The sequence below is a fragment of the Streptomyces sp. NBC_01176 genome (assembly GCF_045039825.1).
Taxonomy (GTDB): domain Bacteria; phylum Actinomycetota; class Actinomycetes; order Streptomycetales; family Streptomycetaceae; genus Streptomyces.
The window spans coordinates 2,390,275-2,417,198 of record NZ_CP108600.1; the positions used below are offsets into that span (position 1 = coordinate 2,390,275).

Annotated in this window: 24 protein-coding genes and 1 pseudogene; 11 read left to right on the forward strand and 14 right to left on the reverse strand. The window is 72.2% G+C overall.

The window, feature by feature from the left end; all coding sequences use genetic code 11:
- Positions 1 to 43: 43 nt before the first annotated feature.
- The 3 genes and pseudogenes from OG199_RS10080 to OG199_RS10090 all read left to right on the forward strand — a co-directional run.
- Positions 44 to 631: pseudogene (locus OG199_RS10080) on the forward strand (phosphatase PAP2 family protein); the annotation flags it as partial.
- A gap of 103 nt (positions 632 to 734) precedes the next feature.
- Positions 735 to 1,556, forward strand: a complete 822-nt coding sequence (locus OG199_RS10085) for a class I SAM-dependent methyltransferase (RefSeq protein ID WP_401805875.1) — start codon at positions 735 to 737, stop codon at positions 1,554 to 1,556.
- Between the two features lie 90 nt (positions 1,557 to 1,646).
- Positions 1,647 to 2,000, forward strand: coding sequence for a VOC family protein (locus tag OG199_RS10090; protein WP_266703388.1), 354 nt, complete (start codon positions 1,647 to 1,649; stop codon positions 1,998 to 2,000).
- Between the two features lie 82 nt (positions 2,001 to 2,082).
- Here OG199_RS10090 and OG199_RS10095 read toward each other — a convergent pair whose 3' ends face one another.
- The 9 genes from OG199_RS10095 to OG199_RS10135 all read right to left on the reverse strand — a co-directional run bounded on the left by OG199_RS10095 (position 2,083) and on the right by OG199_RS10135 (position 11,681).
- Positions 2,083 to 4,086: a DUF5107 domain-containing protein gene (locus tag OG199_RS10095; RefSeq protein ID WP_401805873.1), complete on the reverse strand. Its 2,004-nt coding sequence runs from the start codon at positions 4,084 to 4,086 to the stop codon at positions 2,083 to 2,085.
- A gap of 137 nt (positions 4,087 to 4,223) precedes the next feature.
- On the reverse strand, positions 4,224 to 4,775 hold the full coding sequence (locus tag OG199_RS10100) for a GNAT family protein (RefSeq protein WP_356807709.1): 552 nt from the start codon (positions 4,773 to 4,775) through the stop codon (positions 4,224 to 4,226).
- A 50-nt stretch (positions 4,776 to 4,825) separates the two neighbouring features.
- A complete protein-coding gene (locus tag OG199_RS10105) occupies positions 4,826 to 5,074 on the reverse strand; it encodes a DUF1049 domain-containing protein (RefSeq protein WP_356807708.1) in 249 nt (82 codons plus the stop codon).
- Between the two features lie 305 nt (positions 5,075 to 5,379).
- Positions 5,380 to 6,306, reverse strand: a complete 927-nt coding sequence (locus OG199_RS10110; RefSeq protein ID WP_401805871.1) for an LD-carboxypeptidase — start codon at positions 6,304 to 6,306, stop codon at positions 5,380 to 5,382.
- Positions 6,303 to 8,261: a prolyl oligopeptidase family serine peptidase gene (locus tag OG199_RS10115; RefSeq protein ID WP_356807704.1), complete on the reverse strand. Its 1,959-nt coding sequence runs from the start codon at positions 8,259 to 8,261 to the stop codon at positions 6,303 to 6,305. The genes OG199_RS10110 and OG199_RS10115 overlap by 4 nt, the downstream gene beginning before the upstream one ends.
- Positions 8,262 to 8,271: 10 nt before the next feature.
- Positions 8,272 to 9,585 (reverse strand): M20/M25/M40 family metallo-hydrolase, encoded by a 1,314-nt coding sequence (locus OG199_RS10120; RefSeq protein WP_401805869.1) that lies wholly within the window; start codon positions 9,583 to 9,585, stop codon positions 8,272 to 8,274.
- A complete protein-coding gene (locus tag OG199_RS10125; RefSeq protein ID WP_266703369.1) occupies positions 9,578 to 10,411 on the reverse strand; it encodes a M55 family metallopeptidase in 834 nt (277 codons plus the stop codon). The genes OG199_RS10120 and OG199_RS10125 overlap by 8 nt, the downstream gene beginning before the upstream one ends.
- A 316-nt stretch (positions 10,412 to 10,727) precedes the next feature.
- On the reverse strand, positions 10,728 to 10,988 hold the full coding sequence (locus OG199_RS10130) for a hypothetical protein (protein ID WP_228120474.1): 261 nt from the start codon (positions 10,986 to 10,988) through the stop codon (positions 10,728 to 10,730).
- Between the two features lie 297 nt (positions 10,989 to 11,285).
- Positions 11,286 to 11,681, reverse strand: coding sequence for a helix-turn-helix transcriptional regulator (locus tag OG199_RS10135; RefSeq protein WP_356807698.1), 396 nt, complete (start codon positions 11,679 to 11,681; stop codon positions 11,286 to 11,288).
- Between the two features lie 230 nt (positions 11,682 to 11,911).
- Between OG199_RS10135 and OG199_RS10140 the strand changes: the two genes are divergently transcribed.
- The 4 genes from OG199_RS10140 to OG199_RS10155 all read left to right on the forward strand — a co-directional run bounded on the left by OG199_RS10140 (position 11,912) and on the right by OG199_RS10155 (position 15,204).
- The gene (locus OG199_RS10140) at positions 11,912 to 12,127 is read left to right on the forward strand and encodes a hypothetical protein (protein WP_228120476.1); all 216 of its coding nucleotides are present in this window, start codon (positions 11,912 to 11,914) and stop codon (positions 12,125 to 12,127) included.
- A 122-nt stretch (positions 12,128 to 12,249) separates the two neighbouring features.
- A complete protein-coding gene (locus OG199_RS10145) occupies positions 12,250 to 12,468 on the forward strand; it encodes a hypothetical protein (RefSeq protein ID WP_148013015.1) in 219 nt (72 codons plus the stop codon).
- 77 nt (positions 12,469 to 12,545) lie between these two features.
- Complete coding sequence (locus OG199_RS10150) at positions 12,546 to 14,465, forward strand: hypothetical protein (RefSeq protein ID WP_405829150.1); 1,920 nt, start codon at positions 12,546 to 12,548, stop codon at positions 14,463 to 14,465.
- Positions 14,466 to 14,502: 37 nt separating this feature from the next.
- A complete protein-coding gene (locus tag OG199_RS10155) occupies positions 14,503 to 15,204 on the forward strand; it encodes a hypothetical protein (RefSeq protein WP_356798251.1) in 702 nt (233 codons plus the stop codon).
- Positions 15,205 to 15,392: 188 nt separating this feature from the next.
- Here the strand turns inward: OG199_RS10155 and OG199_RS10160 are convergent, their stop codons facing one another.
- The 4 genes from OG199_RS10160 to OG199_RS10175 form a co-directional block, all read right to left on the reverse strand.
- Positions 15,393 to 16,121, reverse strand: a complete 729-nt coding sequence (locus OG199_RS10160; protein ID WP_356798253.1) for a class I SAM-dependent methyltransferase — start codon at positions 16,119 to 16,121, stop codon at positions 15,393 to 15,395.
- A gap of 205 nt (positions 16,122 to 16,326) precedes the next feature.
- A complete protein-coding gene (locus tag OG199_RS10165) occupies positions 16,327 to 18,861 on the reverse strand; it encodes a SpoIIE family protein phosphatase (protein ID WP_405829152.1) in 2,535 nt (844 codons plus the stop codon).
- A 153-nt stretch (positions 18,862 to 19,014) separates the two neighbouring features.
- Entirely contained in the window at positions 19,015 to 21,411 is a 2,397-nt protein-coding gene (locus tag OG199_RS10170) for an MFS transporter (RefSeq protein ID WP_405829154.1), read from the reverse strand.
- A gap of 182 nt (positions 21,412 to 21,593) precedes the next feature.
- A complete protein-coding gene (locus OG199_RS10175; protein ID WP_168530923.1) occupies positions 21,594 to 22,037 on the reverse strand; it encodes an SRPBCC family protein in 444 nt (147 codons plus the stop codon).
- A 254-nt stretch (positions 22,038 to 22,291) separates the two neighbouring features.
- Here OG199_RS10175 and OG199_RS10180 point away from each other — a divergent pair, with 254 nt between their 5' ends.
- The 4 genes from OG199_RS10180 (at position 22,292) to OG199_RS10195 (ending at position 26,152) form a co-directional block, all read left to right on the forward strand.
- A complete protein-coding gene (locus OG199_RS10180) occupies positions 22,292 to 23,338 on the forward strand; it encodes an Rv2578c family radical SAM protein (protein ID WP_405829156.1) in 1,047 nt (348 codons plus the stop codon).
- A 186-nt stretch (positions 23,339 to 23,524) separates the two neighbouring features.
- Positions 23,525 to 25,108, forward strand: coding sequence for an alpha/beta hydrolase (locus tag OG199_RS10185; RefSeq protein ID WP_401805857.1), 1,584 nt, complete (start codon positions 23,525 to 23,527; stop codon positions 25,106 to 25,108).
- A 55-nt stretch (positions 25,109 to 25,163) separates the two neighbouring features.
- Positions 25,164 to 25,562 carry a RidA family protein gene (locus tag OG199_RS10190; protein WP_356798263.1) on the forward strand — a complete coding sequence of 133 codons (399 nt, stop codon included), beginning with the start codon at positions 25,164 to 25,166 and terminating at the stop codon, positions 25,560 to 25,562.
- Complete coding sequence (locus tag OG199_RS10195; RefSeq protein ID WP_405829159.1) at positions 25,559 to 26,152, forward strand: GNAT family N-acetyltransferase; 594 nt, start codon at positions 25,559 to 25,561, stop codon at positions 26,150 to 26,152. The genes OG199_RS10190 and OG199_RS10195 overlap by 4 nt, the downstream gene beginning before the upstream one ends.
- 116 nt (positions 26,153 to 26,268) lie before the next feature.
- On the opposite strand, the gene OG199_RS10200 is transcribed toward OG199_RS10195, so the two are convergent.
- Positions 26,269 to 26,838: an adenylosuccinate lyase gene (locus OG199_RS10200; RefSeq protein ID WP_356798267.1), complete on the reverse strand. Its 570-nt coding sequence runs from the start codon at positions 26,836 to 26,838 to the stop codon at positions 26,269 to 26,271.
- Positions 26,839 to 26,924: the final 86 nt, after the last annotated feature.

A 26,924-nucleotide genomic window follows, 5' to 3' on the forward strand; every position in this document is an offset into this window, starting at 1 on the left:
GCCACGAGGGCGGAAAACGCCCCGTCGCGGGTAGTCGCACCCCATGACCACCACGCCTGACATCGACCTCACCACCGCTCCCCCGGGACCTCACCCCCTCCGGAGCCGCTTCCTGACGGCCGACTCCCGCCTCTTCGAAGCCGTCGCCTCCCGCCACTGGCCCGGCGGTGACCGCCTCCTGCCGAAGCTGAGCCGCAGCGCGAACCACGGCCTGCTGTGGTTCGCCACGGCCGCGGCCCTCGCCGCCACCCGCACCCCCCACGCACGCCGTGCCGCGGCGAGGGGTCTCGCCTCACTGAGCCTCGCCTCCGCCACGATCAACACGGTCGGCAAACGCACGGTGCGCCGCCCCCGCCCGTCCCTCGCCCCGGTTCCCCAGGCGCGCCGGCTCAAGCGCCAGCCGATCACCACCTCGTTCCCGTCGGGCCACTCCGCGTCGGCGGCCGCCTTCGCGACGGGTGTGGCACTGGAGTCGCGCGGCTGGGGCGCCGCCGTGGCGCCGCTCGCCACCGCGGTGGCCCTGTCGCGTGTCTACACAGGCGCCCACTTCCCGAGCGACGTCCTCGCGGGAGCGGCCCTGGGCGCGGCCGCCGCGTACGCCGTACGGGGCCTGCTCCCGAAACACGGCCGCCCCTGAAAGGGCCGCGTCCATATGGCAAGACGCAGGTCTCACCATTCGACATGCGGGCGTACGGTGATCCATGACCGACGAGAAGAGACGAAGGGGAACGGTCATGCCGAAACCGCAGGAGACCGCCGTCTACACCCACGGCCACCACGAGTCCGTACTGCGCTCGCACACCTGGCGCACCGCCGCCAACTCCGCGGCCTACCTGCTCGGCTCGCTCAAGCCCCACATGAAGATCCTGGACATCGGCTGCGGCCCGGGCACCATCACCGCCGATCTGGCGGAACTGGTTCCGGACGGACAGGTCACCGGCGTCGACCACGCACCCGGAATCCTGGACCGGGCCCGCGCCACGGCGACCGAACGCGGTCTGCGCAACGTGGAGTTCGGGGTCGCGGACGTGCACGCCCTGGACTTCCCGGACGACACCTTCTGCGTCGTCCACGCCCACCAGGTGCTGCAACACGTCGGCGACCCGGTGCAGGCGCTGCGCGAGATGCGCCGAGTGACCAGGCCGGGTGGCTTCATCGCCGTCCGCGACGCGGACTACTCGGCCATGGCCTGGTATCCCGAGGTACCGGGGATGACCGACTGGCAGGACCTGTATCTGCGCGTCGCGCGCGCCAACGGGGGCGAACCCGCCGCGGGCCGCCGTCTCAGGTCGTGGGCACTGGCCGCCGGGCTCACGGACATCACCGCGACGTCGAGCACCTGGACCTTCGCCACCGACGCCGAGCGGGAGTGGTGGAGCGGGCTGTGGGCCGATCGCACCCTGGCCTCGGCGTACGCGGACCGGGCCACCGAGGGCGGGCACGCGACCACCGGGCACCTGCGGGCCGTGTCGGAGGCGTGGCGCGAGTGGGGGCGGCGGGAGGACGGCTGGTTCTCCGTGCTGCACGGGGAGATCCTCTGCCGGAAGGACGCGTGACCCGCGCGCCCGAGGACGTGTGAACCGCCCCGCCCGGGGATGCGTCCGAAACGATCTCCTCCGGGGACCGCCCCAACTAGGCTCGTCCGCATGGAGATCCTGGGAACCACGCTGCGTATCTGCGTCGACGACCTGGAGGCTTCGGTCCCCTTCTACGAAAGACTGGCGGGCGGGCGCGCCCTGCGTTTCGAGCGCGGGGGCGTGTCGGTCGCCGCGGTGGGCTGCTTCCTGCTGATGAGCGGACCGGAGGCCGAGCTGGACGTTCTGCGCAAGGTCACGGCGACCATCGCCGTCAAGGACGTCGAGGAGGCCCATCGGGTGCTCGGCGAGCTGGGCGCGCACATCCTGGCGGGGCCCGTGGGAACACCCGCGGGCCGCAACCTGATCGCCATGCATCCGGACGGGGCCGTGTACGAGTACGTGGACCGCGGGACGGCCAGGTAACCGGTCGGGGTCCCTGCCCGCGTATGCCGGGGCGGCGGGGTTGGTCCGCCCGGCTACCCGGCACCAAGCGGGCGGGGCCCGGTCAGTCCGGATCGACGCGCCACTCCGTCGCCGGCGGCCGCATCCGGAAGTCGTACCGTCCGGGCAGCGCCTCGTCGGTCAGCCGAGCCCACAGCGCACTGATCACCTCGGCCCCCTCCCGCAGATCGGCGACCTCGAACCCCGCGTCGAACACGGCCCGCGCCGCCTCCCGGTCTCCCTCCGCGAGCAGCAACTCGGCCTCGATCAGCCGGAATCCGCCCCGTTCACGGGTCGCCGGCCGCAGCCGCTCCCAGACCGCCCGCGCCTCCGCCGTCCGCCGCACCGCGAGCAGCGCGGCCAGGGCCTCCCGCCCGAGCGCGGCGGTGGCCGCGGTCCACGCCGCACCGTCGTCACGGCGCTCCTGGCACAGGTCGTCGAAGGCCTCGGCGTACCGGTCGGCGGCCCGCTCCCGGTTGCCCGCCTGTTGGTCCGCGACGGCCAGACAGCGCAGCAACGGCCAGAGCGACGGGGCGAGTTCGAGTGCCCGCTCCCAACTGCGCACCGCCTGCGCCATGTCCCCCGCATGCCACTGGGCGACACCGAGGTGGTACTCGGCGAGCGGCTTGGCGGGCGCCGTCTCCAGCATGTCCCGCCAGTGCGGGGCGACCAGCGTCTCGCCCGGCGGGCCGACCCGTCGCGGCTCGGGAAAGGCACCGGTCCTGAGCAGCTCCACCCACGGCGCCTGCGCCTCTGAGAGCGTGGACTCCTCGAACGGTGTCCCCGCCAACTTGTAGGTGGCGCGCAGCACTTCGAGGGCTCCCCAGCCGGACCCGACGTGGAGCACCTCGCCGGGTTCGGTGTCGGCGTGCGGGAGCCAGGCCGCGTACGCCGCCTCGACGTCGGCCCGTGGCAGGGCACGCTCCAGTCGGCCTTCCACGTCCGCCCGCGCCGCGGCCCAGTCGGCGCCGTGGACCGTGCGCGCGCTCGCTTCGTCCGCCGCCAGCGGCCCGTACGACTCCAGCCAGGTCACCTCGCCCTCCGCGTCCAGCCGCACATGCTCCAGCTGGGTGCGGGCGAGTCCGGCCTGGATCTCGCAGTAGCCGCCGGTGCCGGGCTCGGTGAGCCATTCCTGCCAGCGCCGGCCGCCCGCGCCGGAACCCCAGACGAACAGCTTGCGTCCGCGCAGCACGTCGGTGGACGTCTGGACGAGCCCCTCACCCGCGTCGTCGAGCGCGGCGATCCAGCGGCGCTGCCCGTCGGGCACTTCGTAGAAGTAGTCCGCGGGGAAGTCGGCGCGCGGCGGGTAGGTGCGGTCGACGCCCTCGTGCTCCGGTACCGGCACCCGGCGCAGCCGCCGCTCGTAGCCGAAGTGCCAGGCCTCGTCCGCCGGGGCCAGCACCCTGCGCCGCTCGGGAACGGCGATGTTGGACCACCAGTACAGGGGGGCGGGTTTCTCGTGCGGATTGCGGACGCGGACGCCGACGTGGAGGAAGTCGGAGCCGTCCGGCAGCCACAGGTCGACCTGGAAGGGCAGGTCGCGCAGCCGTTCCCACTCCCACAGGCGGAGCATCTCACCGCCGTCGGGGGCGGTGACCCGGGCCGCGTGGACGGGCGCGCAGGACAGGGTGGTGTGACCGGTCGCGCCGATGTTCCACTCGATGCCGCCGGAGAACCAGGCGCCGTTGAGGGCGAAGCAGGCGGGCTGGAACACCGGGTTGCGGTACAGGAGTTCGCGCTGCGTGGGCTTGTGGAAGAGGGAGGCGACACGGCCCCCGCGGGACGGCAGTACGGTGACCCGCAGCCGGTCGTTCTCGATCACGATCGTGTCGGTCGCGCGGGGCGTGCGGTGTCTGTCGTAGCCGTCGCGGACCCGCTCCGGCAGGACGTCGCGCAGGGGTTCGTAGCCGATCTGCCGGGCCATGTCACGAGGGAGTCCCTCGCGGTCCCGGTCGTCGATGCGGTGCGCGTCGTCGAGCGGCCGCAGGGGCGGCAGGGGGTTGCTGGGGCCCAACTCCGCTGACGGCAGCGTCAGTACGTCACGTCGGATCGTCGTCACGACGACCATGGAACAGCGACATCGCCCACCTGACCAGGGGTTCCGCTCGTCAGGATACGGTCAGGATTGCGCAAAGGCGGGCATGACGCCCGGCCCGGGGCGCCGCCGGGTCCCCGGCGGCCGGGGACCGTGCGGGCGCGAGCGGGTCACGGGGAAGTGGTCATCTCCGCGGTGATCGCCCAGCGTTCGTGGTCGCGCCAGGCCCCGTCGATGTGGATGAAGTCCGGCGAGAAGCCCTCCAGCCGGAATCCGCAGCGCCGCGCGAGCGCGATGGAGGCGGCGTTCCCGGGCTGAACGTTGATCTCCAGCCGGTGCAGCCCCATCGTCTTGAAGGCGTACCGGACCACGAGCCCGAGTCCCTCGGACATGAGCCCCCGCCCCGCGGCGTGCGCGAAGGCGCCGTATCCGAGCGCCCCGCTCAGAAAGCCGCCCTCGACGATGTTGTTGATGTTGATGAAGCCGGCGATGGCCCCGCCGTCCCGTTCGCAGACGAGGAATCCGGCCTTCGTGGGGTCCTTGATGAGCCGTCCCGCGTACGCCGCGTAGGCGTCGGGGCTTCCCGGCGGGAAGAGCCAGGGCTGGTGCAGGGCCTTGCTCTCGCGGGCCCGCGCGGTGAACTCGGCCGCGTCCTCGTACGTGAAGTGACGTATGCCCGCGCGGGGGCCCTGGGCGAGATAGGGGGAGTCGTTCTCAGGCATCCGGCCACAGTACGCCGCCGCGGCTCCGCGGCCCCTTGGTCTCCACACTCTCACGGCCGTCGCCTCGTGGAGTACGCCCCGCACAGCGCGCCGATCGCCCCGGTGCCCAGCAGCGCCATCCACAGGGGCGTGGTCACTTCCGGGATCAGCAGCCGGATCTTCGTGCTCCGGGTGTTCTCGAAGACGAAGACCAGGGCGAGGAGGACCGTCGCCATGACGGTGGTCCTGCCCGGTGTCATCAGCCCGGCGCGGCTCTTCGCACCGCTCGTGCCGGAGGCGTCGGGGGTCTTCGGACTCATGCGCCCAGCATGGGCCGCGGGACGGCGGCCCGCTCGGTGGGAGGTTCCTCCGGGTGACCGGCGGCGGTGCCCCGCCCCCACCTTCCCGACCTCCCCGGTCAGCCGCACGCCCTGGCTGCGGCTCCGCCTGAAGGGGACCAACCCCGCCCGTCACACCGCCGCGCCACCCGCCGGCGACGGGCGACAGGCGGCAGGCGGCAGGCGGCAGGCGGCAGGCGGCAGGCGGCAGGCGACGGGCGACGGGCGACGGGCGACGGGCGACGGGCGACGGGCGACGGGCGACGGGCGACGGGCGACGACAGGATCTACGCGAGTGCGGGCTCGTCCAGCGTCAGCGTCCCCGCGTCCGCGTCCAGTTCCGCCGCGACGCCGAACGGAATCGTGAGGGCCCCCTCGCAGTGACCGAATCCGAAGTGCTCGACGACCGGCACCCCGAGGCCGCCCAGCCGGTCGGCGAAGACGGCCCGCAGGCTCTCGTAGGGGCCGCAGTCCACCCAGGAACCGAGCGCGATCCCGGCGACCCGGTCGAGCCATCCGGCCCGCAGGAGCTGGGTGAGGATCCGGTCCAGCCGGTAGGCCTCCTCGCCGATGTCCTCGATCAGCAGCAGCCCGCCCTCGGCGGAGGCCCGGGCGTGCGGTGTGCCGAGCTCGGCGGCGAGCAGGCTGACGCAGCCGCCGAGGGTGACACCGCGGGCCCGCCCCGGCACCAGCGCGCCCCCCGTCCCGGAGGTGAGGGTTCGCACGGTCTCCGGTTCGAAGAGCGTCGCCCGCAGGTGCTCCTGCGTCCGCGCGTTCTTCAGGAAGTCGAGGGCCGCGACCATCGGTCCGTGCAGGGTCACCAGCCCGGCGCGGGTCGCGAACGCCTCGTGCAGTGCGGTGATGTCGCTGAAGCCGAGGAACACCTTGGGGCCCGCGGAGCGGATCGCGTCCCAGTCGAGGAGGTCGACCATGCGCTGCGCGCCGTAGCCACCGCGGGCGCAGAACACCGCGGACACCTCCGGGTCGCACCAGGCGGTCTGGAAGTCGGCGGCGCGGTCGGCGTCGGCGCCCGCGAGATAGTTGAACTCGGCGTGGCGATCCAGGACATGAGGGGCCACCACGGGATCGAGGTCCCAGCCGCGCAGCAGGTCGAGGCCCGCCTCCAGCCGCTCCTCGGGCACGGGACCGCTCGGCGAGACGACGGCGACGCGAGCCCCGGGTGCGAGCCGGGCGGGACGGGTCAGGGACTTCACTTCAGGAGCTCCAGGGTGGGAATGCCGGGCGGATTCAGGCCGAATACCTGCGCGTACAGGGAGAGTTCGGACTCCAGCGCGCGCACCATGGTGTCGGCCCGGCGGAATCCGTGCCCCTCGCCCTCGAAGGCGATGTAGGCGTGCGGGACGCGGCGCCCCTCGAGCCTGGACAGGAACCGCTCGCACTGCGCGGGCGGACAGATGACGTCGTCGAGTCCCTGGAGGAGCAGGAAGGGCGCGGTGATCCGGTCGGCGTGCTCGGCGGGTGAACGCTCCACGTAGCGGCCCGGCACCTCGGCGAGCGGACCGATCAGCGACTCCAGGTACTGGGACTCGAAGTCGTGGGTCTCCCCGGAACCCCAGCTGGTGAGGTCGAGGATCGGGTACAGGATCGTGCCGCAGGCGTAGACGTCGGTGGCCGTGAGGGACGCGGCGGTGGTCCAGCCGCCCGCACTGCCGCCGCGGATGGCGAGCCGTCGCCGGTCGGCGGTGCCCTCCTCCGCGAGGGCGAGGGCGACGGCCGCGCAGTCCTCGACGTCGACGACGCCCCACTGCTCGCGCAGCCGGTTGCGGTACTCCCTGCCGTGTCCCGCCGACCCGCCGTAGTTGACCTCGGCGACACCGATGCCGCGCGAGGTGAAGTAGGCGATCTCCAGGTCGAGGACGAGGGGGGCCCGGCCGGTGGGACCGCCGTGCGCCCACACGACGTAGGGCGGCAGCTCGTCGCCGGGGGCCACGTGATCGGGATGGTGCGGTGGATAGACGTGGGCGTGGATCTCCCGTCCGGCCGGGCCGGTGAAGGTGCGGATCTGCGGCTCCGGGTAGTACGTGGGGTCCACCGGGTCGTCGTGGGTGGCGCCGACCACCCGGGCGCGTCCGGTACGGAAGTCCAGCTCGACGACCTCGTAGGCGCTGCGCGGGCTGGCCCCGACGCCCAGGACGCGGCTGCCGTGCACGGCGAGTGTCGGTGTGAACTCGGTCCAGGGGCCGGCCGCGTCCACCACCTCGCCGGTCTCCGGGTCCAGTATCCCGAGCGCGGTGGCGCCCCGTCCGTGCACGACGGCCACGAGCCCGCTCGGCAGCGGCGCGAACCAGCGGTATCCGATCTTCCACAGCGGGCCGCCGAACTCCTCCTCCCGGGTGCAGACGGGCGTCTCCCGTCCGAGCCGGTACAGGTTCCACCAGCCCGTGCGGTCCCCCGCGTACAGCAGAGTGCCGTCGGCGGCCCAGTCCGCCTGGGCGATCGACTCCTCGGGGCCGCCCGCGACCACCCGCGGGGCACGCAGGGTGCCGTCCTCGGTGACGTCCGCGAGGATGAGTTCCGTGCCGTCCCAGGGCATCCGCGGGTGGTCCCAGGCGAGCCAGGCCGCCTGGCCGCCGTCGGGAGACAGCCGTGGTCCGGTGACGAACCGGTGGCGTGCGTCGGTGAGTTCGCGCACGGCGCCCCGGTCCTGTGCGGCCGACCCGTCGAGCGGCACCGCGGCGGCGACCCGTCGTACGTCGGTCGGTCCGTCGCCGGTGAACTCCTCCATCACGCACCAGACCTCGCCGCGTTCGGGGTGCAACTGCGGGTCCACCCAGCGCAGTCCGCCGCCGACACGGGACACGGGCGTGAGGGGACGGGGCTCGGCGCCCGGCTCGTACGCGTACAGCCGTTGGTCGGCGAAGTTCACGAACACCACGAACGGCCCCTCGGGGCGCATCTCCCCCGCCCAGGGATGTCCGCCGTACTCGATGACGCGGCTGCGGACGTTCCACGGGGCGGGCAGTACCGACTCCTGCGTGCCGTCGGCGCGACGGCGGACGAGGGTGCGCCGGCCGCCCTCGGTGGGCCGGGGTTCGGTCCACCAGGCCTCGTCGCCGACGAACCCGGCGAACTCGGGGTGCCCGTCGTGTGCCGCGGCGAGCGCCGCGTCGATGGGCGAGGGCCATGATCCGTATGACAGTGTCCGCATTCCGTCCCCCTCAGGCCGTGCGCAGAAAACGGTCGAGAACGCGGACGCCGAAGTGCAGTGCCTCGACGGGGACGCGTTCGTCGACACCATGGAAGAGCGCCTGGTAGTCGAGACCCTCGGGCAGTTTCAGCGGTGCGAATCCGTAACCGGTGATGCCGAGGCGCGAGAACTGCTTGGCGTCCGTGCCGCCCGACATGCAGTACGGCACCACGTGCCCCTCGGGCGCGAACTCCTCGACCGCCGCCCGCATCCGGCGGTAGGTCACCGAGTCCAGCGGCGCCTGGAGGGCGACCTCGCGGTGGTGGAAATCCCACTCCACGTCCGGTCCCGTCAGCTGGTCGAGGGTGGCGCGGAACTCGTCCTCGGTGCCCGCGAGATGACGGCCGTCCACGTACGCGACCGCTTCCCCGGGGATCACGTTGACCTTGTAACCGGCGCTGAGCATGGTCGGGTTGGCGCTGTTGCGCACGGTGGCCTCGACGAGCGCGGCGGCGGGGCCGAGCTTGCGCAGGAGTTCGTCCACGTCGCCGAGGTCGTCGAGGTCCGCGTCGATCCCGTACAGCGCGGCGAGTTCGGTGAGGGCCGCGCGGACGGTCGGCGTGAGCCGGATGGGCCACTCGTGCGCACCGATCCGGGCGATCGCGGCCGCCAGGTGGGTCACGGCGTTGTTCCGGTTCACCTTGGAACCGTGGCCCGCCCGCCCGCGCGCCGTGAGCTTGAGCCACCCGGTGCCGCGCTCCCCCGCCGCGATCGGGTAGAGCTCCCGGCCGCTGCCGTCGTGGAAGGTGAACGCCCCGGACTCACTGATGCCCTCGGTACAGCCCTCGAACAGCTCCGGATGCCGGTCGGCGAGGAACCCGGACCCGTCCTCCGCGCTCGCCTCCTCGTCGGCGGTGAACGCGATCACGAGGTCGCGCCGGGGCCGCACACCGAGGCGCGCCCAGCCGCGTACGACCGCGAGGATCATCGCGTCCATGTTCTTCATGTCGACCGCGCCGCGCCCCCACACGACACCGTCGCGGATCTCCCCGGAGAACGGGTGCACGCTCCAGTCCTCGGCCTGCGCGGGCACCACGTCGAGGTGACCGTGGACGAGCAGCGCGTCGGCGGAGGGATCGGTGCCCTCCAGCCGCGCGACGACGTTCGTACGGCCCTTCGTGCGTTCCAGCAGGACGGGTTCCAGGCCCGTTTCCGCCAGCAGCGCGGCCGCGTACTCGGCGGCCGGCCGTTCCTGGCAGTCCCCGCCGCCCCGGTTCGTGGTGTCGATGCGGATGAGGTCGGAGGTGAACCGTACGACCTCGTCCAGTGCCTGTTCGTCAGCCATACTGCTCCTCCACCGCGGCCGAGACGATCGTGGTGACCGCCTTGAAGGTGCGGATTCCCTCGTACATGGTGTCGCTGGTATAGGCCACTCTGCGCTCTCCTGTGCGTTCCACACCCGGCACGACGGTGGCCGCCATCGACAGATGCTCCGCGTCGAACTCCAAGGCCACCGTGAACGGGCCGCCCACCACAGGTTCGTGCCGTACGGCCAGCGCCGCCGCCTCCTTGGCGGCGGCCCGGATGTCGGCGGCGGTCCGGGACGGCGTACGGCACACCGCCGCGTACCGCGACACATGGTCCTTGACGGCGACCTTGAGCGCCTCCGGCGCGTATCCGAGCGCGTCCTCGCAGGCCAGGTCGTCGCCCGTGACGAGGACGACCGGTACGCCGTACTCGGCGACGACATGCGAGTTGAGCAGACCCTCGCTGGCCCGTACGCCGTTCACCCACACCCCGGTGATCGAGTTCGCGAGGTAGGTGTGCGCGAGGACACCCTCCATGCCGGCGCCCGTGTGGTAGCCGACGAACGCGATCCCGTCCACGTCGCCGTGCTGCACGCCCTCCACCATGGACAGCGACTTGTGCCGGCCGGTGAGCATCTCGGCTCTCTCGTCCAGTCGTTCGAGCAGCAGATTCCGCATGGACCAGTGCGCCTCGTTGATCAGCACCTCGTCCGCGCCACCGTCGAGGAAGCCGAGCACGGCGGCGTTCACGTCCGAGGTGAACATCGAGCGGCAGCGCTCCCACTGCGGCGTCCCCGGCAGCACGTCGGCAGGCCAGGTCACCCCGGTGGCGCCCTCCATGTCGGCGCTGATGAGGATCTTCACGACACACCCTCTTCGCACAGGTCAGCGGCATTCTTCATGTCGGGTCACGCTACGCGGCGACGCGGCGCCGGGCCAGGACGCCATGCATGGACAAAGCGGCCCGAACCGGTCCCGTCGCGCGCTTCGCGACCGTCCGGCGGTCAGGGTTTCACGACGACCGCGAGGAACTGCGGGGAGGGGGCCACTTCGGCGGACCTCGGTGCGGACGCCGATGTCGGGGCGTCCGATGTCGGGGCGTCCGGAGTCGGGGCGGCCCCGAGTCGGGGCGGTCCGGGGTCGCGTCCGGGGTTCGGCCCGACGCGCGACGCGGCCGGGATCAGTCCTCGTAGACGGTCAGGACGACGCCGTCCAGCTCGATGCGGCGCGGCGTCCCGCCCTCCCCTCGCACCAGGGCGTCCAGGCAGCGCCGGAAGAGCTTCAGCTCCTGCTCGCTGAGGACGGCGGCGGCGAGGTCGAGGAGTTCGGCGAGCGCGGTCTCGGTCAGTATGTCGGGCAGTTCGCCGGAGAGCAGGACGACGGACTCGCCGGTACTGCCCCGGACCACGGCGGTGGTGGGTCCTCCGTGCACGAACAGCACATGTCCCCCTGGGTGACACAGGGGTCGTGCGGCTCACGTGCCCCGAGCAGAATGAGAGACTAGCTGTGGATCTTGCCGGTTTCGGCGGTTCTGGATTCTTTTACCGGGATCCCCTGGAAGGGGAACCGGAGCGGGTGTCCGTACGTCTACGCCGTACGCCCTCGACCGCCCCGAAGCCCGACGCGCACCGCGGCCGGACTCACGTCCGGACCGCACCGGGTCCGGCACCCCGACCACCCCCGGCCCACGCGACGCGGCGCCGGCGCCCCAGCCGGACGTAACGCGTCACACCGACGGTCAGCCCCGAGGGGCGTCGCGCCCCAGGAGGGATTCCACGAGCGCGGCGACGTGACGCCGGTCGTCGACGGACAGCTGCTGGACGCTCGCGATGAGCAGGTCCACCTCGGGGTCGGCCGAGGCACCCGCGTCCGCCACCGCGGACGCCGGGTCGGCGGCGTACACGTGAATGCCGCAGGCCTCCGCCGCGGCACGGCGCACCGTGTCCAACGACAGTCCAAGCCCCTTGGACAACCCTTCCAGTGTGCTGGGCTGCGGCATGCGCACCACGCGCTCGGCCGTCGCCAGGTGATGGACCGTGGAGCGCGGAATACCGCCCCGACGTGCCACCTCTCCGTAGGACCAGCCCTCACGGTCGAGGCGATCTCTGATGATCTGCTGCAGTGCGTTGGCCACCGATGGTCACTTCCTGCTCGCCGCCGGGCGGAACTCTTCCAAGCGGGATCGATTCTACGTGGGGCTTCGCTCAGGCCCCAGAAGTCTTTCCCCGAACCGCTTGCGCGGTGAGCTCCGGGGCCACTACTGTCCAATCTCGTTGGACAGCACGTCCGACAAGATTGGACGAAGTTTGGGGGGAACCTGCCTTCGTTCGATCGGAAATGTCTATCCCTGAGGGGGAATTGATCATGATGGACAACCGTGAACTCGACACCGAGTCCGCCGAGCTGCTGCCCGGTCGCGAGGCCCTCGGACGCCTGAAGTTCAGCTTCGGCCGCACCACCAACGTGACCAAGCACGTCGCCAACATCAGCGCCCACAACGAGTCGGCCGCGCTCAACGACCACTCCAGCTGGTCGGACGCGTCGTCCAGCGCCGCCCAGGCCATCAACGTCTCGCAGTAGTCCGGCACGGGACGCCCGCCCGCGCCCCTGTCCACCTCCGCGGTACCGGACGCCACGCCCGCGTCCGTCCTCGCGTCACCACCACGACCACATCAACGAACCACGTCCCGAAAGGACATCCCATGAGCATGGACATGAACGAGCTGCAGTCCGAGTCCGCCGAGCTGCTCCCCGGCCGTGAGGCCCTCGGACGCCTGAAGTTCAGCTTCGGCCGCACCACCAACGTGACCAAGCACGTCGCCAACATCAGCGCCCACAACGAGTCGGCCGCGCTCAACGACCACTCCAGCTGGTCGGTGGCCGAGTCCAGCGCCAGCCAGGCGATCAACGTCTCGCAGTAACACCCGCCGCGCAACGGCTGTTCGGCGGACCGCGCCCGGGGCGGGCGCGGTCCGCCCTTGGGGGGGAAGGACCACACATGACGGCACTGGGGGACGGGCCCGCGTTGCTGTACGACACCGGGTCGCCGGTGCCGGGGCCGGGAGGAATCCCGGTCACCTACGAGCAGTTCGCCACGGGAACGCTGCCGGTCGTCGGCGCCGGAGTCGAGGTACTGCCGGTACCCCGACTCAGCTCCGGGCTCAAACTGCACGGGGAGTACCAGGGGTCGGGCTTCACCGACCCGAAGTACATCGCGCGCCGCGGAGACGGCCAGGTCGTGCAGCTGTCCCGGCTGCTGTACCTGGTCGCCTCCGCGATCGACGGCGTGCACGACATCGAGACCATCTCGCACCGGGTGAGCGCCCGTTACGGGCGCGAACTCAGCGCGGAGAACGTGCGCTACCTGGTCGAGGAGAAGCTCGACCCGCTGGGCGTCACGGTGCCGGAGGGGCAGGACGAGGAGGAGATCACCGCGCCGCGGTCCGATCTGCTGCTCGCCCTGAAGGGGCACCGGATCATCTTCAACGAGCGCCGGGCGGGTCGGATCGCCCGTTCGCTGTCCTGGCTGCACCGCCCCACGGTGGTCGTGCTGATGCTGGCGGCGGCCGTGGCCATGGACGTCTGGCTGTTCGGCTTCTTCGGCGCGGTCGAACCCGTGCTGCAGGTCCTCGACCAGCCGGTGCTGATGCTCGTCGTGTTCGGCCTCACCGTGGCCTCACTCGTCTTCCACGAGTTCGGTCACGCCTCGGCCTGCAGATACGGCGGCGCGCGGCCGGGGTGCATCGGCTGCGGACTCTTCCTGATCTGGCCGTCCATGTACACGGACGTCACGGACATCTACCGGATCGGACGCGCCGGACGGCTCCGCACCGACCTGGGCGGGGTGTACTTCAACCTCGTCTTCATGCTCGCCATGACGGGCGCGTACTTCGCCACCGGTCAGCAGTTCTTCCTGGCCACGGTGTATCTCGGACACTTCGAGATCCTGGAGCAGCTGATGCCGGCCGTCCGACTGGACGGCTACTACATCCTCGGCGACCTGGCCGGCGTCCCGGATCTCTACGGCAAGATCAAACCGATCCTGCTCAGCACGGTGCCCGGACGGCGCGGCAAGGCCGCACGCGCCGAGGTCGTCGGGCTGAAGAAGTCCTCCCGCACCATCATCACCACGTGGGTGCTCACGATGGTGCCGCTGCTGATCGGTGAACTCGGGTACGCGCTGTGGAACCTGCCGCGGATCGTCGCCACGATGGTCCGCTCGCTCACCGCGCAGGTCGTGGGCACGGGCGACGCCTTCGTCAACGGCGAGATCGCCGCGGGGCTGATCGGTGTGGTCGGCTGTTTCATGCTGCTGTGCCCGATGGCCGGTGTGGTCTACCTGTCGGTCAAGATGGGCGGCCGGGTCTTCCGCGCGGCCAAGCGCTCGACCGACGGCAAGCCGCGGCTGAGAGTGGCGCTGTGCGCGCTGGCCCTGGTCGGCCTGGGCACGCTGAGCTACGCGTGGGTCTCCGGCGTGACGCCCGAGCCGCTGCCCAAGCGGCCGCCGATCGCCCCGATCCTCCAGCCCGGCGTCTCCACGGCGGAGCCGCCCGCCCGGCCCGCGACCGCGCCCGGACCGCAGGCGTCCCCGTCCGGCTCCTCCGCCGTCCCGCCGTCCGGCGCCGCGTCCCCCGGCGCCTCGGGCGCCGCCTCGGCGAGTGCCTCGGCCTCGCCCAGCGCGGACGCCGGAGCCTCCGCGTCGCCCAGCGCGGGCCCGTCCAAGAAGCCGACCGAGCCCACCGGCGGCCAGAACACGACGGGTACGGCCCCGGCGGGCTCGCCGTCCGGTCCTTCCGAGGGGGGACCCTCCGAGCCGTCGACGTCCGAGGCTCCGTCGTCACCGGCGCCGACCACCGATCCGCCCACCCCGACGGACAGCCCGAGCGCGACCGGCGAACCGCCCCCGGCCACACCGTGACCGGCCGCACCCCGCACCGACACCACAGGAGAACCATGTGAGCACACACGTCAACGCCCATCGAAAGCCGAGTCCCGTCGGCAAGTCCCTCGGCCGGAAGGCCATGCGCATAGGCCTGTTCGCGGCCGGCGCGGCCGGTATCGCCACCGCCGTACCGGCCCAGGCGGCCACGGCCGCGGCGGGCTCCATGGGCCGCAACGCCGCCGTCGCCGAGGACCACACCTTCAGCCACGCCGACCGGGCCCATCCGACCCAGGTCAAGGACTCCTTCACCGTGCGGCAGTTCGGCACGGTGAAGTCCGCGGGCATCCGCAACCAGGCCAACGCGGTCTCCGTCGGCTGCTCGGTCGACGCGCACTGCCGGTCGGTGGCCCTGTCCTTCCAGATCGTCACCCTGGCCGGCCAGCACACGCACCTGAACGCGGTGAACCTCAGCGACGCGGCGAACCAGCACTGTGACGGATGCCAGACCCTGGCCGGTGCCTACCAGTTCGTGGTCTCCACCGCCCGTCCGATCACTCTGGACCGGGCGACGAGGAGCCGGCTCGACGACATCCACCGCAGGCTCGACGCCCTGAGCCGCTCCGGTATCCCGGCCGTCGATCTCAAGACGAAGGTCGACGCGCTGGCCGCCGAGGTCACGGGAGTCCTGCACGACGCGGTGGCCAACGCGCCCAAGGCGGCGGACCAGCCGGCCGTGGCGGTGCACCGCCACATGGACGGCTGGCCCGGCCACTGAACAAGGCCACCGGGCAAGGTCGTTGGCGGCGATCCCGGCGAACGACGTCAGCGGACGCCGTTGACGGCGGCCGTTGCGCAAGGCCGTTGAGCGAGGCCGCCGGCCGAGGCCACCGCGCCATCGACCAGGGCCACTGAGAGGGGTACGGCGTCACCGACCGGCCGGTGACGCCGTACCCGTGCCGCGGCTCAGCCTGCGGTGCGGCCCGCCACCAGCCACTTCGAGGGCAGTTCGATCCGGGTGCCGAGCGCGGTGTACTCCGCCGTGACGAGCGGGAGTTCACCGCTCGCGAGGACGGTGAGGCCGGCCGCGACGAGGTGGTCGGGGACGGATTCGTCGGAGATCTCGCCGGGGGCGATGCCGTGCCGGAAGACGGGAGCCAGCTTGGCGGGAGGGCCGTCGGAGCCCTGTGCCAGTCCCCTCAGGACGGGCCGGGCGGCCTCGGAGAGTTCGACGAGGAACACCCGGCCCCGCTCCCCCACCAGAGTGGCGATGCCGTCCACCAGCGGCTGACGGTCGTCCGGTTCGCACTGGTGGAGCACGCCCCGGACATAGACGTTGGCATCGCCGAGTTCCGCGTGCAGGTGCTGCACCTCGCTCTTCTCCGACGCGTCGAGCAGCCGGTACGTCGCCTCCCCGGCCGCGTCGGCATGGCGGGCGTGGTCGAGCGCCGCGGCCGAGAGGTCGGCGCCGACGACGTGCGGGAAGCGGTCGGCGAGGAACCGGGTCTGGGTGCCGTTGCCGCAGCCCAGGTCGACGAGAGGCAGCCCGTGGAACGTCACGTACGGTTCGAAGAGAGCGAGATGGACGCCCGCGGTCAGGGCGGGCTCCGCATCCCAGAAGACGCCTCCCTGTTCGTCGGGGGCCTCGCGCCAGAAGCCCTCCCAGGCTCCCCTGTACCGACCTGTCACGCTCATGCCCGCTCCCCAGGTAGCACCGCCGCCCGCCGAGCATGACGGGCGAGATCGGTCTATCGCGCCTGGAGTGCGGCGACAAGCGTGCGGCGCATTCCTTCACCGGTCATTTCGGTCCGTCCACGCCGTCGCGCGCCCCCCTGCGCCCCCGCGCGCCCCAAAAGCCCCCGGGAGTGTGCACGGGAGCCACGAGAGCCACGAGAGTGTGTCAGCGCCGCGGCAGCGTCAGTTCGAACCACACGGTCTTCCCGCCGCCGGTGCGGCTCGTGCCCCACTCCCGCGCCAGCGTGCTGACGACGTGCAGACCCCGTCCGGACTCGTCACCGGGGCCCGCGCTGAGCAGCGTCGGCAGGGTGTGGTCGTCGTCGGCCACCTCGCACAGCAGGGTGTCGCCGCGCACGAGGCGCAGTCCGACCCGGCGGCCGTGCGCGTGCCGTACGGCGTTCGCCACCAGCTCGCCGGCCATCAGCTCGGCGGGGTCGGCCAGCCGGGACAGTCCCCAGGCGTGCAGCTGCTCGCGGACGGCGGCGCGGGCCCGGCCCGCCTCGGCCGGATCGGACGCGAGCCGCCATTCGGCGATGTCCTCGGGTTCGATGCCGTTGAGCCGGGCCATCAGCAGGGCCACGTCGTCCTTGCGTCCGCCGCGGGTGTTGAGGGCCCGGATGATCGTGTCGCAGGCGTCGTCCATGGACGCGGCCGGGTGGGCGGCGGACTCGCAGAGCGTGGCGAGGCCGACGCCGATGTCCTCGCCTCGCACCTCGACCAGGCCGTCGGTGCACATCACGAGCCGGTCGCCGGGCGCCACCGGTACGCGCACCGTCTCGAAGGGGACACCGCCGACCCCGATGGGCGCGCCGGTCGGCAGGTCGAGCAGGTCGCTGTGGCCGTTCGCGGCGCGGACCAGGACGGGCGGGATGTGGCCCGCGTTGGCGATGTGCAGCTCGCCGGCGATGGGGTCGTAGATCGCGTACAGGCACGTCGCGAGATAGTGCTCGCCGAGCCGCTGGGCCAGGTCGTCGAGGTTGCGCAGGAGTTGGGCGGGCGGCAGGTCGAGCGCCGCCATGGTCTGCACGGCGGTGCGCAACTGGCCCATCATCGCGGCCGAGTTGAGGCCGTGGCCCATCACGTCGCCAACGACGAGGGCGGTGCGGGAGCCGGGCAGCTTCACCGAGTCGAACCAGTCACCGCCGACGCGGCCGAGGAGCGTGCCGGGCAGATAGCGGGTGGCGATGTCACAGCCGGCCATGCGGGGCGCTATCTGCGGCAGCATGCTGTCCTGGAGGGTCTCGGCGACGCTCTCCTGGTACGTGTACATACGGGCGTTGTCGAGTACGAGCCCGGCCCTGGCGGCGAGTTCGGCGCCGGTGGCCCGGTCCATGTCGTTGAACTCGACGCGCTCCGGGTGACGCAGCAGGACCATGAAGCCGAGCACCACGTTGCGGGCCTTCAGGGGCACGACCAGCATGGAGCGGTTGGTGATGAGCGGCCGGATGTCGCGCTTCTCGAACTGCGCGGCGATCATGTGGCCCATCCGCTCGCTGATGCGCGGCACGAGGACGGGCTCGCCGGTGGTCATGCACTGGAAGAACGGGGTGTGCGCGGGGAACGGCATGGCCTCGCCGACGGGCACGACGTCGTCCCAGCGGCCCGGCTCGTCCGTGTGCTCGAGGGCGACGCGGTGCCACAGGGTGGTGGTGTCGGGCACCCCGTCGGGGAACCCCTCACCGGCGACGACCTGTTCGCGCAGATAGGTGCCCGCCACGTCCGTGAAGCGGGGCACGACGGCCCGGCTCACCTCCAGGACGGTCCGCGCCAGGTCGAGGGAGGTGCCGATGCGTCCGCTGACCTCGTTGAGGAACTCCAGGCGCTCGCGCACGGCGACGTACTCGAGGTCCTCGCGCTCGTCCTCGGCGTCGTCGGTGTCGTCGGTGTCCGGTGCGTCCCGCGCGTCCCGCGGGAGCGGATGGCCGGCCGCCGCGGCCCCGGCGGCCCGCTCGCGGCGGGCCTTGCGCCCGATCCGCCGGGGCACCCCCCAGTCGGGGGTGACGGGCACCCGGTCGTTCTGGCTGAACTCCATGACCGGGTAGCCGAGTTCGAGGATCTGCGCGACGACGCGGGCGCCTTCGTCCACACTCATGCTGGGCAGGATCTCGGGCAGTCTGCGGGCCAGTTCCTCGGCGCCGGGGAAGTCGGTGTGCAGCGCGAAGGCGGGCGCTATGCGCTCGACGGCCACCCGGTCGTCGGCGTGGCGCATCGCGCCCGCGTCGGCGGCCAGGACCAGCAGCCGCTCCCGCCCCGGGCCCACCAGCGGATACGCCCACCACAACACGTCGACGCGGGCACGGCCGCCGCCGTCGTCGTCCGCTTCGTGCTCCCGGCCGGGCACCGTGAGCCGGGCGCGCCCGGCGGCCGGGTAGGAGAGCCGCCCGTCGAGCGAGGACTCCAGGTCGGGGCCGAGCCCGTCGTACGCCGCGTACGCCCCGTACGGCGCTGTCTCGTCCTCCTCCGGGAGCACTCCGGAGACGGGGAGCAGGTCGACGGCGGGGTGGCCCACCGCGTCCTCCTTGGACACGCCGAACAGACGTCGGGCGCCGGTGCTCCAGTGGGACACGAGGCCGGCGCGGTCCACCGCGACCACGGCCAGCGGGACACGCCCGGCGTCGGAGTACTCCGCCCCGCCGTTCCCAGCTGTGCGGCCGAGGCGTGTGCCCACTTCGGTGCCACGCGAAGTGCCGCTCTCCATGGCCCAGGCCCCTCTCCCCGCGGCTCGGCAAGATCTGTGCCGCACCCACCACCGTACGACTGCGGCCCGCCGCCATGTGCGGCAACAGGGGAATTGACCTTCCGGGGGGCGCTCCGGCGCACCACCCGTCCCCGGTGCGGCGGGTGGCCCCGGTCAGTCCTCGTGGCCGAGCTGCAGATCGCGCTCCGTGCGTCCCCCACCGGCCACTTGGAGCACGGTGGCCACCGGCGGGTAGCCGGCCGCGATGACGGTGTACTCGCCGGAGGACAGGTCGACGAAGCGGAACGTGCCGTCGGCGCCGGTGGTGAGGGTGTCCACGACGTTGCCCGCGGCGTCCAGGAGCGTCACGCGCGCGTCCTCCACGGGCCGTCCGCCGCCCGCCCGTACGGTGCCGCGCAGGACGGCGCCACCGGCGAGTTCGACGTCCTGGCGGGTCTCGCGGGAGGCCTGCACGCTGACCGGGAGCGCGGCCGGCCGGAACGCGGGCGCGCTCCCGGCGAGGGTGTACTCGCCCGCCACCAACTCCGTGATGACATAGCCTCCTTCGCGTCCGCTGCGGGTGGTGGCCACGACCTCGCCGTGGACGTTGGTCAGTGTGACGGTGGCGTCGCGCACCGGGGTGCCGTCCGCGGTCAGCACGCTCCCGGCCAGGCGCCCGGCGCCGCCGAGAACGACGTCCAGTTCCACGGGGCGCTCCCCGACCGTCACGGAGACGGCCTGCGGCTGGTGACCGCCGGCCGCGGCGATCAGGACGTACGACCCCGATCCGGGCGTGGACAGCGCGTACCGTCCGTCCTCGCCGCTGGCGCCTCGCCCGATCTGCTGTCCGGCGATGTCGATGAGGGTGAGCGCGGCGCGGGGCACGACGGTTCCGTCGGGGTGCTGCACGGTGCCGCAGACCGGGATCCCGGCGGCGTACGTGGTGCGGGCCGGGGGGACCTGGGTGAGGGGCACGGAATCGGTGTCGGCTGCGGGGGCGTTGTGGGACACCAGCGGTTTCTCCTTGAGGAAGAAGGCGATGAACAGGCCGAGGACGAGCACCGGCACGAGGTAGAGGAAGATCCGCGGCATGGCGTCCGCGTAGGCCGCGATGTAGGCGTCGCGCAGGGGTGCGGGCATCGCGTGGACGAGTTGCGGGGTCAGGGACTCGGGGTCCGGGAGGGCGGTGCCGGCCCGCGCCGGGACGCGTTCGGCGAGCGCGTCCGCGAGCCGGCTGGCGAACAGCGTGCCGAAGATCGCGGCGCCGACGCTGCCGCCGATCTGCCGGAAGTAGTTGTTGGCGCTGGTCGCGGTGCCGAGGTCGGCGGGGCGCACGGAGTTCTGGACGGCGAGGACCAGCACGGGCATCACCATGCCGATACCGGCGCCGAGGACGGCCATCCAGACGCTGTAGGTCAGCCGGGGTGTGTCGACCTCCAGCCGGGAGAGCAGCCACATGCCGAGCGCCGACAGGGCGCCGCCGAGCAACGGATAGACCTTGTAGCGGCCGGTGCGGCTGATGAGCTGGCCGGAGACGACCGAGGCGCCGACGATGCCGCCCATCATCGGGAGCATGAGCAGCCCCGACTCGGTGGCGCTGGCCCCGTCGACCATCTGCAGGAACGTCGGCAGGTAGCTGGCGGCTCCGAAGAGGGCGACGCCGATCACCAGGCCGACCAGCGCGGTGATGTTGAAGACACCGTCCCTGAACAGCCGTGGCGGGATGAGGGGTTCGGCGGCGAAGCGCTCGACGACGAAGAAGAGGACGGTCGTGGCGAGGGCGCCCGCGCCGAGCCCGAGGATCACGCGGGACCCCCAGGCGTACTCCGTACCGCCCCAACTGGTCAGCAGGACGAGGCAGGTCGAGGCGGCGGCGAGCAGCAGCACCCCGAGCACGTCGACGCGCCCCCGGCGGGCGGGCTTCGGCAGTTTCAGGACGACGGTGACGACGGCCAGGGTCAGCACGCCGAAGGGCACGTTGACGTAGAAGCACCAGCGCCAGGAGAGGTGGTCGGTGAAGTAGCCGCCCAAGAGGGGCCCGGCGACCGAGGCCAGGCCGAACGCGGCGCCGATCAGACCCATGAACCGGCCGCGTTCCCGGGGCGGCACGATGTCCGCGATGATCGCCTGCACGCCGATCATGAGGCCGCCCGCGCCGACGCCCTGGACCGCCCGGAAGGCGATCAGCTGGTCCATGGTCTGCGCGCGTCCGGCGAGTGCCGAGCCGATCACGAAGGTCGCGATCGCGAACTGGAAGACGCCCTTGCGGCCGAAAAGGTCGCCGACCTTGCCGTAGACCGGGAGTCCGATGGTGGAGGTGAGCAGGTAGGCGGTGATCGCCCAGGACATCTTGTCCAGGCCGTGCAGCTCGCCGACGATCTTCGGGAGGGCGGTGGCGACGATCATCTGGTCCAGCGCGGCGAGCAGCAGCGCGAGCATGAGCCCGAGGAAGACGAGCCGCACCTGGCGCGGGCCGAGCCGGTCGGGGCCGGTGGGGCCGATCACCTCCGGAACGGCGGGCTGCGGGGGTGCGACAGCCGGTTCGTCCTGTACCAGAGTGATCCCGCCCACGGCCCGTTCCCCTCGTCGCACCCACTGCACAATTCCCGCTTATCGCGACAACTGCGAGCAAGCGCGACGAGTTACGGCGTACCGTCGCGTCGCGAGGAGATGCACTCGAACCGGTGAGGGCGGCAACGCACCCTGGAGGGCCGCCTCTTGGGCCCGCGGACCGGCGGAGGCCCCCCTCGGGGCTACTTCTCCGTCTCGGTGGCGAGCTTCTCGAGCACCAGGTCGTAGATCCGGCCGAGACCCTTGGGCGCGAAGGTCTTCTCGAAGAAGCCTCCGATGCCGCCCGCGCCGTTCCAGACGGTGCTGACGACCACCCGTGACTTGCCCTCGCCGGCCGGGGTGACCCGCCAGGTGGTGACCATGGAGGAGTTGCGATCCTTCTCGACGAGCTCGCCGTCGGTGGGCTCGGTGACCTCGAGCAGGCAGTCGCGGACGCGCTTGCTGGTGGCCTGGAGCTTCCAGTGGACGAGGGTGCCCTCGCCGTCGCCGCCTTCGCGCACCTCGTACTCGCTGAAGTGCTCGGGCAGCAGCTTCGCGCGGGTGCCGGTGTAGTCGGCCAGGGCGTCGAACACCGCCTCCGCGTCCGCCGCGATGACCCGCTCCGTCGTGGCCTCGACCTGCGCCATGGCACTTCCTCCAGCACTTGGTGACTCGGGGTGTGCGGCAAGCCAACCACCACGCGGGCCACCCCCTCAAATCGGGGTCCCCGCGGGGCGCGGGAGGGGCCTGCGGCAGGGGCGCGCGAGGGGCCCGCGGCGAGGGCCAGGAAGGAGCCGCCCCGGGGGGCCGGCGGGGGTCCGCCACGAAGCTCGAGATACCGGGTCGCGCGATCAAGGGAACATGTGTTCTATTCTGTGGTCAGTGCTACCGAGGAGGCCTCATGCGCTGGGAGAACCTCACAGCGGACCCCGCCGGGGACCGCGCCCGGGACGCCGTGCTGTTCGGCGCGGACGCGGTGACCACCCGCACCTTCGACACCCCGGAGTTCCGCGGCATCACGTTCCACGAGATCCGGGCCCGCTCGATCGTGAACCGGGTGCCGGGCGCGTCCCGCATGCCCTTCGAATGGACGGTCAACCCCTACCGGGGCTGCACGCACGCGTGCGTGTACTGCTTCGCGCGCAGGACGCACAGCTATCTGGACCTCGACACAGGCCTCGACTTCGACTCCCAGATCGTGGTCAAGGTCAACGCGCCGGACCTGCTCCGCCGCCACCTCGGCTCCCCCCGCTGGCACGGCGAGCACATCGCGATGGGCACCAACGTCGACTGCTACCAGCGGGCCGAGGGCCGCTACCGGCTGATGCCGGGGATCATCGCCGCCCTGCGCGACCACGCGAACCCCTTCTCGATCCTGACGAAGGGCACGCTGATCCTGCGCGACCTCGACCTCCTGAAGCAGGCCTCCGAGGTCACCGACGTCGGCATCTCCGTCTCCGTGGGCTTCACCGACACCGAGCTGTGGCGGACCGTGGAACCGGGCACCCCGGCGCCCGAGCGCCGCCTGGACGTCGTCCGCACCCTGACGGACCACGGCATCGGCTGCGGGGTCCTGATGGCGCCCGTGATCCCCTTCCTGGGCGACCACCCGGCCCAACTGCGCGCCACCGTGCGGGCGATCGCGGCCTCGGGGGCCACCTCCGTGACCCCGCTGGTGCTGCATCTGCGGCCCGGCGCCCGCGAGTGGTTCATGGCCTGGCTGGAACACCACCATCCCTATCTCGTCCGCCGTTACGAGCGTCTGTACGCGGAGGGGGCCTACGCCCCCAAGTGGTACCAGCGCCGGATCACCCGTCAGGTCCACGAGCTCGCCCAGGAGTACGGCATCGGTCCCGCGCGCGGGGGCGCGCCGCGCAGGATCGCCGCCCCCGGGACCGTCGCGGCCGAACCGGCCCCGCCCGAGCCGACACAGCTCACCCTGCTCTGACGAGTGTTCGAACTCCCGCTTTTCGGGACCGCGCTGCCCGAAACCTCCCTGACGTCATCCGAGCGCATCCCGCGACCCAATCGGGTCAAGTCTTGCCAGAACGGGTTCTTCTGGGCCCCCACCCCGGGACGATGCGGCGAAGGCCGTGGCGTGCACGGCTCAAAATCCTCCGTCCTGGGAGGCGTTGTGAAGAAACGCGCAGCTGCTCTGTGCGGGGCTGCCGCCGTGGTGGCCGGGATGATCACGTCGATCCCCGCCGACGCGAGCGCCGGCTCCGCGACCGCACCGCGCACCGTCCGGACCGCCAAGCTCACCTGGAAGAAGTGCGGCACCAGCACCTACCCGGCGCTCCAGTGCGCGTCCGTGAAGGTGCCGCTGGACCACTCGAAACCGGACGGCCGGCTCATCACGCTGGCGCTCTCGCGGATCCGGCACACCGCGAAGACCTATCAGGGACCGCTCCTGGTGAACCCCGGAGGGCCCGGCGGCAGCGGGATCACGATGGCCGGATTCGTCGCCTCCGCGCTGCCCAAGGCGGTGGCGGCGCAGTACGACGTCATCGGCTTCGACCCGCGCGGCGTGGGCGCGAGCCGGCCCGCGCTGGACTGCAGGCCCGGCCACTTCGCGCCGGTCCGGCCGGACACCGTGCCCAGCACCCCCGCGATCGAGCGGGCCAACCTCGACCGCGCCCGGTCCTTCGCGAAGGCGTGCGGCGAGAAGTACGCGAGCCTGCTGCCGTACATCGACACGATCAGCGCGGTCCGCGACATGGACTCGATCCGTGGCGCGCTCGGCGTCAAGAAGATCAACTACTTCGGGTACTCCTACGGCACCTACCTGGGCGCCGTCTACGCCAAGCTCTACCCGCAGCGCGTACGCCGGCTGGTGCTCGACTCCGTCGTCGACCCCACCGGTGTCTGGTACGAGGACAACATCGGGCAGGACTACGCCTTCAACGACCGCCATCTGGCCTTCCTGGCCTGGGTCGCCAAGCACGACGCGACGTACCGGCTCGGCACCGACCCGGCCAGGGTCGAGGCCAAGTGGTACGCGATGCGCGGAGCGCTCGCCAGGAAGCCCGCCGAGAAGAAGGTGGGCGCCTCCGAGCTGGAGGACACCTTCATCCCGGGCGGCTACTACAACGGTTACTGGCCCCGTCTCGCCGAGGCCTTCTCGGCGTACACGAACAAGAAGGAGACGGCCCCGCTCCTCGCGGCGTACAAGAAGATCGGTTCCAAGGACGCCTCGGACGGCAACGGCTACAGCATCTACACCGCGGTGCAGTGCCGCGACGTGTCCTGGCCGCGCGACTGGAACCAGTGGCGCATGGACAACTGGGCCGCCTACGGCAAGGCGCCCTTCATGGTCTGGAACAACGCCTGGTACAACGCGCCGTGCGCGTTCTGGCCGACGAGCACGCTGCGACCGGTGGACATCTCCAACACGGCTCTGCCGCCGACACTGGTCTTCCAGGCGACCGACGACGCGGCCACCCCGTACCAGGGCGGTGTGACGGTCCATCACCAGCTGCTCAACTCCAGCCTGGTGGTCGAGCGGGGCGGCGGCAACCACGGCATCACGCTGAGCGGGAACGCCTGCCTGGACAAGTACCTGGCGGCGTACCTCACCAACGGCAAGGTGCCGCACGGGAGCGGTGAGGCCGACGCGGTGTGCGAGAAGGTGCCCGACCCGGAGCCGCTGAGCACGAGGGCGATGTCCGCCACCTCACAGGGTGCGACCCTGCACGGGCTGCTCGGCCCGCGCGGCTGAGCACACCCGGACGCCCGTCGGGGGCGCTGTCACACCCATGGTCCACCATGGACGCATGAGTGAACTGACCCGCATTTCCGCCCCCGACGGAGTCGCCCCCGCCGCCGCGTACTCACATGTCGTCCTCGGCACGGGCCGCCTCGTGGCGGTCTCGGGACAGCTCGCCCTGGACGAGGACGGCAGGCTCGTCGGCGAGGGCGACCCGGCGGCGCAGGCCCGTCAGGTCTTCGAGAACCTCCGCCGCTGCCTGGCCGCCGCGGGCGCGACCTTCGACGACGTCGTCAAACTCACCTTCTTCGTCACGGACATGGCCCATATGCCGGCCATCCGCGCCGCCCGGGACGCCCACCTGTCCGCGGACCGCCTGCCGGCCGCCTCCGCGGTCCAGGTCGCGGCCCTGGTCCGCCCCGAGTTCCTGATGGAGATCGAGGCGTACGCGGTGCTGGGCGGATGAGCGGCGTCCGGGTCAGGGAGATGGCCCTCGCGGACTGCGACCGGGTGTCGGAGATCCGCGTCCGCGGCTGGCAGGCCGCGTACAAGGGCCTGATGCCCCAGTCGTACCTCGACGCGCTCAGTACGGAGCGGGACGCGGCACGACGGCGCGCACGCTTCGGCCAGCGCGGCGGCGCGGTGGTGAACCTGGTCGCGGAGCGGGCGGGCGAGGTGGTCGGCTGGGCCTGCCACGGCCCGTACCGTGACGGCGAAGTCCGCGCCACGGACGTCGAGTTGTACGCGATCTACGTCGACCCCGACCGGACCGGCGCCGGGGTGGGGCGCGCACTGCTGCGGGAGGCGGCGGAGCGCTGTGCCGCCGCCGGGTACGAGCGGATGCTGCTGTGGGTGCTCAAGGAGAACAGGGGGGCGCGCGGGTTCTACGAGCACGCCGGATTCGGCCCCGACGGCGCCGAGGAACCGTTCGAGGCGGGCGGCGTCGAGGTGCCCGAGGTCCGCTACGTCCGCGCGCTCACCGACACCCCGGCGTCCCCTCCCCCTTCTCCTACGCCTGCTCGCACCGGTGCCGGCGTAGGGGAGTCCGCGGTCTGACGGGGTGCGGTCCGGCGGGGCGTCCCCGAAAGGCGGCTCCGCGGGGGGGCGCGTGGGCCGAGTCGCGCTCCGGACCGACGAGAGGGCAGCCGGCAGGACAGGCCGCGGGGCAGGCGTCATCGCGGCAGCCGCGCCAGGGCCCGCACCGCCTCCTCCGCCAGGACCGGATGCGCGAGCGCGTCGTTCAGCACGGGTCTCGCCCGGACGTCGCCCAGCGCGCCCAGTCCCGCCACGCAGGCCAGGGCGACGGTGCGGTACGGATCGTGCGGGCGCAGCCTGCGCCGCAGCGTGGTGATCAGCGCGGGTACGGCCTCGGGAGCGCGCAGTTCGACCAGCAGCCGTACCGGATGCAAGGCGTAGGCGACGCGCAGTTCGTTGGTGGCGAGCGCGGCCGCCGCGCGGGCCGTCCGCGGATCGCCGAGCCGCGCGAGGGCGTACGCCGCGGACGCGCAGCGCCGTGGCTCGCGGTGGTTGAGCAGCAGGACGAGCGCCTCGAAGGCCCGCCCGTCCCCGGCGACCCCGAGCCGGAAGGCTGCCACCTCCCGTGCCCACAGCGGCCGGCCCGGTTCGGTCAGCGCCGCCGCCAGTACGTCGAGGTCCTCGGTCGCCACGAGTCGGTCGTACGCCGGCGAGGCCCCCGCCTCGTTCCGTAAACGCTCCGTGAGTGATCGCAACTCCTCGTCCATGCCGCGAGCCTAGATGCGGCTCCGGGACGGGGGGACGTACATCACGAACTCGGGGGCTGGCGCGCTCGTTACCGGCGGGTTAAGCT